This window comes from Agrobacterium tumefaciens, assembly GCA_025559845.1.
GTDB lineage: Bacteria > Pseudomonadota > Alphaproteobacteria > Rhizobiales > Rhizobiaceae > Agrobacterium.
In genome coordinates this window covers 166,854-177,576 of record CP048472.1, presented here as the reverse complement: position 1 = coordinate 177,576, position 10,723 = coordinate 166,854, and the positions used below count along the sequence as shown (strand labels likewise).

The 10,723-nt window shown below is 62.7% G+C and carries 12 protein-coding genes; all 12 read left to right on the top strand.

Features of this window, described 5'->3' with window-relative positions; genetic code table 11:
• Positions 1–363: 363 nt before the first annotated feature.
• Genes traI through trbI form a run of 12 tightly spaced genes read left to right on the top strand, consistent with a single transcriptional unit; the run spans position 364 to position 10,666 of the window.
• Positions 364–999, top strand: a complete 636-nt coding sequence (traI, locus tag FY156_30065; GenBank protein ID UXS05787.1) for an acyl-homoserine-lactone synthase — start codon at positions 364–366, stop codon at positions 997–999.
• Positions 996–1,967 carry a P-type conjugative transfer ATPase TrbB gene (gene trbB, locus FY156_30060; GenBank protein ID UXS05786.1) on the top strand — a complete coding sequence of 324 codons (972 nt, stop codon included), beginning with the start codon at positions 996–998 and terminating at the stop codon, positions 1,965–1,967. The genes traI and trbB overlap by 4 nt, the downstream gene beginning before the upstream one ends.
• Entirely contained in the window at positions 1,957–2,358 is a 402-nt protein-coding gene (locus FY156_30055; GenBank protein UXS05785.1) for a conjugal transfer protein TrbC, read from the top strand. Before trbB ends, FY156_30055 begins: the two co-directional genes overlap by 11 nt.
• Entirely contained in the window at positions 2,351–2,650 is a 300-nt protein-coding gene (locus FY156_30050) for a conjugal transfer protein TrbD (GenBank protein UXS05784.1), read from the top strand. Before FY156_30055 ends, FY156_30050 begins: the two co-directional genes overlap by 8 nt.
• 10 nt (positions 2,651–2,660) lie before the next feature.
• A complete protein-coding gene (locus FY156_30045) occupies positions 2,661–5,129 on the top strand; it encodes a VirB4 family type IV secretion/conjugal transfer ATPase (protein UXS05783.1) in 2,469 nt (822 codons plus the stop codon).
• Positions 5,101–5,910 (top strand): P-type conjugative transfer protein TrbJ, encoded by an 810-nt coding sequence (trbJ, locus tag FY156_30040; GenBank protein ID UXS05782.1) that lies wholly within the window; start codon positions 5,101–5,103, stop codon positions 5,908–5,910. Before FY156_30045 ends, trbJ begins: the two co-directional genes overlap by 29 nt.
• Positions 5,907–6,125 (top strand): entry exclusion protein TrbK, encoded by a 219-nt coding sequence (gene trbK / locus FY156_30035; GenBank protein ID UXS05781.1) that lies wholly within the window; start codon positions 5,907–5,909, stop codon positions 6,123–6,125. Before trbJ ends, trbK begins: the two co-directional genes overlap by 4 nt.
• Positions 6,119–7,315: a P-type conjugative transfer protein TrbL gene (trbL, locus tag FY156_30030; GenBank protein ID UXS05780.1), complete on the top strand. Its 1,197-nt coding sequence runs from the start codon at positions 6,119–6,121 to the stop codon at positions 7,313–7,315. Before trbK ends, trbL begins: the two co-directional genes overlap by 7 nt.
• A 14-nt stretch (positions 7,316–7,329) precedes the next feature.
• Positions 7,330–7,992: a conjugal transfer protein TrbF gene (locus tag FY156_30025; protein ID UXS05779.1), complete on the top strand. Its 663-nt coding sequence runs from the start codon at positions 7,330–7,332 to the stop codon at positions 7,990–7,992.
• Between the two features lie 17 nt (positions 7,993–8,009).
• Positions 8,010–8,864, top strand: coding sequence for a P-type conjugative transfer protein TrbG (gene trbG / locus FY156_30020; GenBank protein UXS05778.1), 855 nt, complete (start codon positions 8,010–8,012; stop codon positions 8,862–8,864).
• The gene (locus FY156_30015) at positions 8,864–9,340 is read left to right on the top strand and encodes a conjugal transfer protein TrbH (GenBank protein UXS05777.1); all 477 of its coding nucleotides are present in this window, start codon (positions 8,864–8,866) and stop codon (positions 9,338–9,340) included. The genes trbG and FY156_30015 overlap by 1 nt, the downstream gene beginning before the upstream one ends.
• Positions 9,341–9,352: 12 nt before the next feature.
• Positions 9,353–10,666 (top strand): IncP-type conjugal transfer protein TrbI, encoded by a 1,314-nt coding sequence (gene trbI / locus FY156_30010; GenBank protein UXS05776.1) that lies wholly within the window; start codon positions 9,353–9,355, stop codon positions 10,664–10,666.
• Positions 10,667–10,723 lie beyond the last annotated feature (57 nt).

Sequence of the window (10,723 nt, the reverse complement as noted above, 5' to 3'; positions counted from 1 at the left end):
GGTGTTATCTCTTGTCACGGTTAATTGGCGCGTATTGCCATTTATCCGTGACGATTACCTAATGCGGGTGAGGTTGCAAGACGTTTTTGGTTAATGAACGGTTACGCGCGTTTCAATCGAAATCACACTAAATCCCGATTCTTCAAATGCTATCTGTGAGTTAGACCGATTCCCTTCATCTGTGCGACGTGGCACCAAGTGCAGATCTGCACAACCTTGTCGGCGTCTGGCCGGCCTCACCCGCTCGCATTTCGCGCCTTGGAACACCGACTCGGTAGAATCACCTGAGGTGCAAATCTGCACGTAGGCAAACGCACCGTGAGATGATTTCTGTTCGCATGACCTGTTCATGCGGAGATTACGATGCGGATACTCACAGTTTCGCCGGACCAATACGAACGGTATCGAAGCTTCCTCAAACAGATGCACCGCCTTCGCGCGACGGTGTTCGGTGGCCGTCTCGAATGGGACGTCTCCATCATCGCTGGGGAAGAGCGCGACCAATACGATAATTTCAAGCCGAGCTACCTTCTGGCGATTACTGACAGTGGGCGGGTCGCCGGATGCGTCAGACTTCTTCCGGCTTGCGGGCCTACGATGCTGGAGCAGACTTTTTCGCAACTCCTCGAAATGGGCTCGCTCGCAGCGCATTCCGGAATGGTAGAGAGCTCTCGCTTCTGCGTCGACACCTCCCTCGTCTCACGGAGAGATGCGAGCCAGCTGCACCTGGCGACTCTTACCTTATTCGCCGGTATCATTGAATGGTCGATGGCCAGCGGCTACACGGAGATCGTCACGGCGACCGATCTTCGTTTCGAGCGCATCCTGAAGCGTGCTGGATGGCCGATGCGCCGGCTTGGTGAACCCACCGCGATCGGCAACACCATTGCCATTGCCGGAAGACTGCCAGCCGATCGTGCCAGCTTCGAGCAGGTTTGCCCTCCGGGCTACTATTCTATCCCCCGGATCGACGTGGCAGCGATCAGGAGTGCCGCGTGACCCAGCTGCGCTCTCACTCCCGTCTCGTCCGCAAACTCCAGGACGCACTCGGCGACCAGCTCTGCGTCGCGCTCGATGACGCAACGGTCGTCGAGATCATGCTCAACCCCGATGGCAAGCTCTTCATCGAGCGCCTGGGCCATGGCGTGGCCCCTGCAGGTTTGCTCAGCCCGGCCGCGGCAGAAGTGATCATTGGCAGCGTCGCGCACGCACTGCAATCAGAAGCCGACGACGAGCAACCGATCATCTCCGGCGAATTGCCGATCGGCGGCCATCGTTTCGAGGGCCTGCTGCCGCCAGTGGTTTCCGGACCGAGTTTCACTATCCGGCGGCGGGCCTCGCGCCTGATCCCGCTCGACGACTATGTGAAGCATAAGATCATGACGGCGGCGCAGGTATCGGTTCTGCGCAGCGCGATCGCTTCTCGCATGAACATTGTGATTTCTGGCGGCACCGGTTCGGGCAAGACGACGCTTGCCAACGCGGTCATTGCCGAAATCGTAGCGAATGCGCCGGACGATCGGATCGTCATTCTCGAAGACACGGCGGAGATCCAATGCGCCGCCGAGAACGCGGTCGCGCTCCACACGAGCGACACGATCGATATGGCCCGGCTTCTCAAGAGCACCATGCGTCTGCGGCCCGACCGGATCATCGTTGGTGAGGTGCGCGACGGGGCGGCCCTCACGCTACTCAAGGCCTGGAACACCGGGCATCCGGGCGGCGTCACCACCATCCACTCGAACACGGCGATGTCGGCGCTTCGCCGGCTCGAACAATTGACCGCGGAGGTGAGCCAGCAGCCCATGCAGGAAGTGATCGGCGAGGCGGTGGACCTGATCGTCTCGATAGAACGAACGGGGAAGGGGAGGCGGGTCCGTGAGGTCATCCATGTCGAGGGTTTCGCAAACGCCCGCTACCGAACCGAGCACTACGCGCAGATCGATGAGGATAGTCATGTCGCATAAGATCAGGATTGCCATCGCGCTTGCGGCATTCGCCGCCGTCTCTTTCATCGGTTTGGCGGATCCGGCCTTCGCCTCTTCAGGCGGCAGTCTGCCGTGGGAATCCCCGCTTCAGCAAATCCAGCAATCGATCACCGGGCCGGTTGCCGGCTTCATCGCACTCGCCGCAGTCGCGATCGCCGGCGGCATGCTGATCTTCGGGGGCGAGTTGAATGATTTCGCAAGGCGGCTTTGCTACGTCGCCCTCGTTGGCGGCGTTCTGCTCGGTGCGACACAGATCGTCGCCCTGTTCGGCGCAACTGGCGCTTCGATTGGCGAGATGGAGGCTCGAACCGGGCCTGGGATCATCGAACCGGTAATGCTTCGCGCGCAAGGGGAGGGGGCCCATGGCTGAGCCGGGTTCCAACCTTGCCCGTTCTCGGGTCCACCGGGCGCTGTCGCGCCCGAACCTGCTGATGGGCGCCGACCGCGAGCTGGTATTGCTCACCGGGCTTGCCGCCGTGATCCTGATCTTCGTCGTGCTGACGTGGTACGCCGCATTGTTCGGCGTCGCGATCTGGCTCGTTGCGGTCGCGGCCCTTCGCATGATGGCGAAATCCGACCCGCTGATGCGCCGCGTTTATCTGCGGCATGTCTCCTATCGGTCCCACTATCGGCCGACCTCGACGCCCTGGCGCAAGTTCTGAGGTCGCGGGCATGGTGGCACTGAAACAGTTCCGACACTCCGGCCCGTCCTTCGCCGACCTGGTTCCCTATGCTGGACTGGTCGACAACGGCGTGATCCTGCTGAAGGAAGGCTCGCTGATGGCTGGCTGGTATTTTGCCGGGCCGGACAGCGAAAGTTCGACCGACGCCGAGCGCAATGAGGTCAGCCGGCAGATCAATATGATCCTCTCCCGGCTGGGCTCGGGCTGGATGATACAGGTCGAAGCGTTGCGCGTCCCGACGATCGACTATCCGGCAGAGGACGCCTGCCATTTCCCCGATCCGGTGACGCGTGCGATTGACGCCGAGCGCAGGTCTCACTTTGAGAGGGAGAGCGGACATTTCGAGAGCCGGCACGCGCTGATCCTAACCTGGCGGCCGCCCGAGCCTCGGCGCTCCGGCCTGGCGCGCTACGTCTATTCCGACACTGCCAGCCGCTCGGCCACCTATGCCGACTCGGCGCTCGAGTCTTTCCGGACCTCGATCCGCGAGGTTGAGCAGTACCTTGCTAATGTCGTCTCCATCCGCCGCATGGTGACGAGCGAAACCGAAGAGCGCGGGGGTTTCCGGATGGCCCGCTACGACGAGCTGTTCCAGTTCATCCGCTTCTGCATCACCGGTGAGAACCATCCAGTCCGGCTCCCGGATATCCCGATGTATCTTGACTGGCTGGTCACGGCCGAGCTGCAGCACGGTCTGACCCCGACCCTCGAGAATCGCTTTCTCGGGGTCGTCGCCATTGACGGCTTAGCCGCGGAGAGCTGGCCGGGGATACTGAACAGCCTGGACCTGATGCCGCTCACCTATCGATGGTCGTCGCGCTTCGTCTTTCTCGATGAGCAGGAGGCACGCTCGAGGCTGGAGCGCACCCGCAAGAAATGGCAGCAGAAGGTGCGTCCGTTCTTCGATCAGCTTTTCCAGACACAGAGCCGTTCGGTAGATCAGGACGCCATGATGATGGTGGCCGAGACCGAGGATGCGATCGCCGAGGCGTCGTCACAACTCGTCGCCTATGGCTATTACACCCCGGTTATCGTTCTGTTTGATGAACAGCAACCGCGCCTTCAGGAAAAGTGCGAGGCGATCCGTCGCCTCATCCAGGCCGAAGGGTTCGGCGCCCGGATCGAGACGCTTAACGCGACCGATGCGTATCTGGGCAGTCTGCCGGGAGTTTCCTATGCCAATATCCGCGAGCCGCTCGTCAACACGCGCAATCTCGCGGACCTCATTCCGCTGAACTCGGTCTGGTCGGGAAGCCCCGTCGCGCCATGCCCATTCTACCCGCCGGGATCGCCGCCGCTCATGCAGGTCGCCAGCGGCTCGACGCCCTTCCGGCTCAACCTCCATGTGGATGACGTCGGACACACGCTGGTCTTCGGCCCGACCGGTTCGGGCAAATCGACTTTGCTGTCGCTGATCGCCGCACAGTTCCGACGCTATGCGGATGCGCAGATCTTTGCCTTCGACAAGGGGCGGTCGATGCTGCCGCTGACGCGCGCCATAGGCGGCGATCACTACGAAATCGGCGGGGACACAGCCGAAGGAGGGGAGGGGGCCTCGCCACAGCTCGCCTTCTGCCCGCTCGCCGAACTCGCCTCCGATAGCGATCGCGCCTGGGCGGCCGAGTGGATCGAGACGCTCGTTGCTCTGCAGGGCGTCACTGTCACACCCGACTATCGCAACGCCATTTCCAGGCAGTTGGGCCTGATGGCGGAATCGCGCGGCCGCTCGCTCTCGGACTTCGTCTCCGGTGTGCAGATGCGCGAGATCAAGGATGCGCTGCACCACTACACGGTCGATGGACCGATGGGCCAGTTGCTTGATGCCGAACAGGACGGACTGGCGCTCGGCGCTTTCCAGTGCTTCGAGGTCGAGGAGCTGATGAATATGGGTGAGCGCAATCTCGTTCCGGTCCTGCTCTATATGTTTCGGCGGGTCGAGAAGCGGCTGACGGGCGCGCCCAGCCTCATCATTCTCGACGAGGCCTGGCTGATGCTTGGTCATCCGACGTTCCGCGACAAAATCAGGGAATGGCTAAAGGTGCTGCGCAAGGCCAACTGCGCCGTGGTGCTCGCGACCCAGTCGATCTCCGACGCCGAGCGTTCCGGGATCATCGACGTGCTCAAGGAGTCCTGCCCGACCAAGATATGCCTGCCCAACGGCGCGGCCCGCGAGCCCGGGATGCGCGAGTTCTACGAGCGTATCGGCTTCAACGAGCGGCAGATCGAGATCGTCGCGACTGCCCTGCCGAAGCGCGAATACTACGTCGCCTCACCCGAAGGCCGCCGGCTGTTCGACATGTCGCTCGGTCCCGTGGCGCTCTCCTTCGTCGGTGCGTCCGGCAAGGAGGATTTGAAGCGTATCCGCGCCCTTCACTTCGAACACGGGGTCGACTGGCCCAAGCACTGGCTCCAGCAAAGGGGGATCGCCCATGCCGAAACACTTTTCCCGGCCGCTTGAAGCGGCGCGCGCCGTCATGATCGCGGCCATCATGATCCCGGTCGCTTTCCCGCTTGCCGCATATGCCGGCGGTGTGACCGGGCAAGCCACCGAATGGACGCAGCTCGCCAACAATGCGGAGCTCATTAGTCTCGTCGGCAAGTCCGCCGAGCAGGTGAACAATCAGATCACCCAGATCAGCCAGCTTGCCGAGCAGATCCAGAACCAGATCAACATCTACAAGAACCTGCTGCAGAACACCGCGCAGCTGCCAAACCATATCTGGGGCCAGGTCGAGAACGACCTCAACAAGCTCCAGAACATCGTCGCGCAGGGACAGGGCGTGGCATTTTCGATGGGCAACATCGACGACGTCCTGAAGCAGCGGTTTCAGAGCTTTGCGGACATGAAGAGTAACCTTCCGGACGGTCAAAGCTTCTCGTCGACCTACCAGAACTGGTCCGACACCAATCGCGACACCATCGCGGGCACACTGAAGGCGGCTAACCTCACGGCCGAGCAGTTTTCCAGCGAAGAATCCACCATGTCCTCGCTGCGCTCGATGTCGGAGAGCGCCGACGGCCAGATGAAGGCCCTGCAGGTGGGCCACCAGATCGCCACCCAGCAGGTGGCGCAGATGCAGAAGCTGCGCGGGCTGGTGTCACAGCAGACCACGATGATGGGAACTTGGTTCCAGTCGGAACAGGCACAGAAGGATCTTGCCCAGGCCCGGCGCGAGAAATTCTTCAACGCGCCAACCAATGACATCCGCGGCGGGCAGACTATGGAGCCCCGCTGGTGAGCCCGCGTATCATCATCGCCCTCGCAGTAGCCGGTGTCGTCGCCTTCGGAGCCGGCATGATCGTCTGGGTGGTGGTCCAACCGGATGCTGCGACTGAAACACCGGCCGGGACGTCGCGTTCTGGCGCAGCGCAGCGCGAGCACCGGGAGCGCTTCTTCGAGGGCGACCCGGATCGCGACGTGCGTGGCGGGCAGGAAATGAAGCCGCGATGGTAGTCATCCGCTCGTCCCGCAAGCTCGAAACCGCATTCATCGTCGTCGCGATCCTGGCTCTCGCGACAGCGCCGGCGCTCGCCCAACAGGGTTCCGTGCTCACCACGTTGGAGAACCAGGTCGTCACCGCCGCCAAGGGCTGGGAGACGACGATCATGAACGCGGCGCGCTCCCTGTTCTGGATCCTCGCCGGGATCGAGATCGGCATCGCCGCCGTGTGGCTGGCGATCAATGCGGCAAGCCTCGACGCCTGGTTCGCCGAGCTCGTGCGTCGGATCATGTTCATCGGTCTCTTCGCCTTCATCCTCGATCGCGGCCCTGCGCTCGCCAAGGCGGTGGTCGACAGCCTGTTCCAGATCGGCGCCGGCGGGGGCTCCGCTTCGCCGGCCAACATTTTCGATGCCGGTATCCGCGTGGCATCGAAAATGTCGGAGCAGGCGAAGTTCGGCTTGTGGGAGGACAATGCGCTGGCGATCGCCGCGGTCTTCGCGATGATAGTGGTCGTCGTCGCTTTCAGCCTCGTCGCCGCGATCTTTGTCGCCGTCATGGTCGAGATGTATGTGGGCCTCCTCGCCGGCATGATCATGCTCGGCCTCGGCGGCAGCTCCTATACCAAGGATTTCGCGGTCCGTTACCTTGTCTATGCCTTCTCGGTCGGCATGAAGCTGATGGCACTGGTGATGATCGCGAAGATCGGTTCCGACATTCTGATCGGGCTGGCTGAGGCGCCGACGGCGACCTCCGACCAGTTCATCACCACGCTCGGCATCGCCGGTATCTCCGTCGTGGTCTTCATTATCGCCATGTACGTGCCGCCGATCATCCAGGGCGTCGTCCAGGGTGCATCGGTCTCGGGCGGCATGGAGGCAATCCGCCACGGTGGTCAGACGGCCGCCTTCGCCGCCGGCGGCGCTTTCCTTGGCGCAGGCGCCGCGATGAAAGGGGCGCAATCGGCAAGTACGGCGAGGGCTGAGGGCTCATCGATGGCCGGGGCGGCGCTCCGTGGCATGGCGTCCGGCATCGGCAACGCCGGATGGGCGGCGGGCTCGGCAGCAAAGGAGAAGGCGATTGCCTCGCCCGGTGCCTATGCCGGCTCGCTGCTCGGTCTCGCCAACGCCAAGCTCGACCAGACGCGGCAATCCGGCAGGCCCTCAGCGCCTCCTCCGCCTCCACCCGTCAACGAAAACAAATAAGAGGCTGACCGCTCATGGCCGGACGTACCCCGCCCGACAATCCCTATATTGCTGCGAGAACCGAATGGAACGAGCGCTATGGCTCCTATGTGAGGGCGGCCGCGGCGTGGCGTGTCGTCGGCATCACCGCCATGCTCATGGCCGTGATCGGCTTTGCTTATGCGCTCTACCAGAGCACGCAGGTCAAGCTCATTCCCTACATCGTCGAGGTCGATAAGCTCGGCACGGCCTCGAGCGTCGGCTTCCCGCAGCAGATCGAATATGCTGACCCGCGCGTGGTTCGCGCCACGCTCGGCGGCTTTGTCTCGAACTTCCGATCGGTGACGCCGGATGCGGTCGTGCAGAAGCAGTATATCGATCGCACCTATGCGTTGCTTCGGACCTCGGATCCCGCCACCGAAAAGGTCAACGCCTGGTTCCGCTCCTCCTCGCCGTTCGAGAAGGCGAAGAACGCGACCGTCGCCGTCGAGGTCAACAACATCGTCGCGCTGTCGAACCAGAGCTACCAGATCGACTGGACGGAGTTCGAGCGCGATCGCCGCGGCAAGGAGACCGCAACACGCCGGTTCCGCAGCATCGCCACGGTAACACTCACGCCGCCGCAGGACGAGGGCGTCATCCGACTGAACCCGATCGGTCTCTATCTCCGGGATCTCGACTGGACCGCGCAGCTTTGAAAGGCATGGCCCCCAACATGAACATTCAACTCAGACGTTTTTCGGCCACGCTGACTGCTGCCACGATCGTCGCTGCTATCGTGCCGTTGTCGGCTTCACTTTCCTCCCGCGCGCTCGCGGCCGATGGCGTCACGGCCAACGAAGCGAAGGGGATGGGGATCTCCGGCCAGTGGCGCGGAAGTCGCGGCCTTGTGACGAAAGGACCGGACGGAAAGGTGATCTTCCTCTATGGCGAGGTTCAGCCCTCCGTGGTCTGCTCGCCCTTGCAGGTCTGCGATATAGAGCTTCAGGGCGGCGAGGTCGTCCGCGACGTGCTCGTCGGCGACACGGTTCGCTGGAAGGTCGAGCCGGCAACGTCGGGGGCGGCCGGAGGGCAGGCAATCCACCTGATCGTCAAGCCGTCGGAGCCGAACCTCGTCACCTCGATGGTGGTGACGACGTCGCGCCGCACTTATCACATCCAGCTCAAGTCGCATCAGACGCAATATATGGCCCGCGTCGGCTTCGAATATCCGGAAGACGTCTCGACCAGGCTCGCCGACATCAATGCTCGAATGGAGGCGAGCACCATTCCCGGCGCCGGTGTCTCGGCCGAGCAGCTCAATTTTTCCTATTCCGTCTCAGGTAGCGCCGGCTGGCGGCCGACGCGCGTCTATTCGGACGGGGAGAAGACCTACGTCCAGTTCCCGCGCTCGATCTCCGGCCAGGACGTGCCGGTCCTGTTCGTCGTCTCGGGTGGGCAGAACCGCATCGTCAATTACCGGATGAAGGGCGATATGATGGTGGTTGACTATCACGTCGACCGTGCGGTCCTCGTCTCCGGCGTCGGCTGGAAACAGGAGAAGGTGACGATCCGGCGGGGAGGGCGGTGATGCGAAGCTTCCTCACCCACCTACAGCCCTTGCACGCCCTCCCCAGCTTTGCCGCCGGCTGCACCCTCGCGCTCTTCCTTTCCGGATGCCAGTCGCTCGGAACGGACGGGCTGACTACCAGCAACGCGCCCGCCGAAATCTCGGGACCGGCGGCGAGCGCCATCGCCGGTGACATGGTGAGCAGGCTCGCCGAGCAGATCGGCCCCGGAACCGCGACCGTCTCGCTGAAGCAGGACAGCTCGCCCTTCGGGCAAGCGCTGGAAGCTGCACTGAAAGGATGGGGTTATGCCGTCGTGACTGACCAGAAGATCGATGGCGCGACCCGCACTGTGCCGCTCGCCTATGTCGTCATTCCATTCGAGGGCCAGGTTCTCGCGCGCCTGTCGACCAATAGCGTCGAGCTCGGCCGCGCCTACACCGTCACCACGACGGGTGCCCAGCCGGCGAGCGCGCTCTCGGTCATGAAACGCGGTTAGGGGAGGGCGCTCATGGTTCAATCGCTCAAGCTCGGCGGCGCCAAGAACGAGAACACAGGCGCCGGCATGCGTCGGATCAACCGTCTGCCGATCATCGTCGTGGTCGTGCTCGTCGTCGCCTTCCTCGCGGTCATCTTCTACGGCCTGACCTCGCGCGGGCTATATTTCCGCGACACCGGACCGGAGACAAGCTCCGGTGATCCGGCCTCGACCTTCGCCGACCAGTTCAAGCGCGGTGTCTCAGACGGCATCATCGGCGAGCCGCAGCAGGTGACGACGCTACAGCCGACCCCCGTCGAAACGCAGGAAGAGAAGCGCTCGGTCAATCCGTTCACAGCGCAGCCCCGTCACAGGGAAGAGGCACGGCCCGCCGAGGTGCTGGAATCCGAACAGGTCTGGCGCGCGCGCCTGGCACGCGAGCAGGAAGAGCAATATCTCCGCGAGCGGCAACGCCAGAGAATGGCCCGGCTGCAGGCCAATGACGCCGCGTATGACTCGCCGATCGCCGTCGATCGCGGCAAGTTCGACAGGCGGGCAGCGGAAACGGCCGACACGTCTGGCGCGACGACGAACGGAGTTTCCACTTCGGCGACACCTGGCGCGTCCGACTTGTACGCTGCAGCTCTTCGCTCGGGCCTCGCTGGGCAGAACAGTGATCCGAACGGCCAAAAATCCAAGGAGGATTTCTTCAATGCCGACCTCAAGGAGCTCGGCTACCTGCCCAACCGAGTTGTCCCCCAACAGTCGCTTTACGAACTCAAGCGTGGCTCTGTTATCCCCGCGACATTGATTACCGGGATTAATTCCGACCTTCCCGGCCGGATCACCGCTCAGGTGAGCCAGAACGTCTACGATTCAGCGACGGGACATCGGCTTCTGATCCCGCAGGGAACGAAGCTGTTCGGCCGTTACGACAGCAAGGTATCGTTCGGCCAGAGCCGCGTGCTCGTCGTGTGGTCCGACATCATTTTCCCGAACGGCTCGACGCTGCAGATCGGCGGCATGGCGGGAACGGACGCTGAAGGTTATGGCGGGTTTAAGGACAAGGTGGATAATCACTACCTCAAAACATTCGGTTCGGCCGTGCTGATTGCCCTCATCGGAACCGGGATCGACATGGCCGTGCCGCAGAGTTCGACACTGGCGACCCAGGACACCGCCTCGGATGCCGCAAGGCGGAATTTCGCGGAGACTTTCGGGCGTGTTGCTGACCGGACAATCCAGCGCAACATGGACGTGCAGCCAACGCTGGAAATCCGGCCCGGCTTCAAGTTCAATGTGCTAGTTGACCAGGACATCATCTTTCCCGGCACCTATAGTGGCTGACGGAGGCCTCCAAGCGGTATCACGGAGTAGACGCAACTGAGATAGCTTCCTCCACTC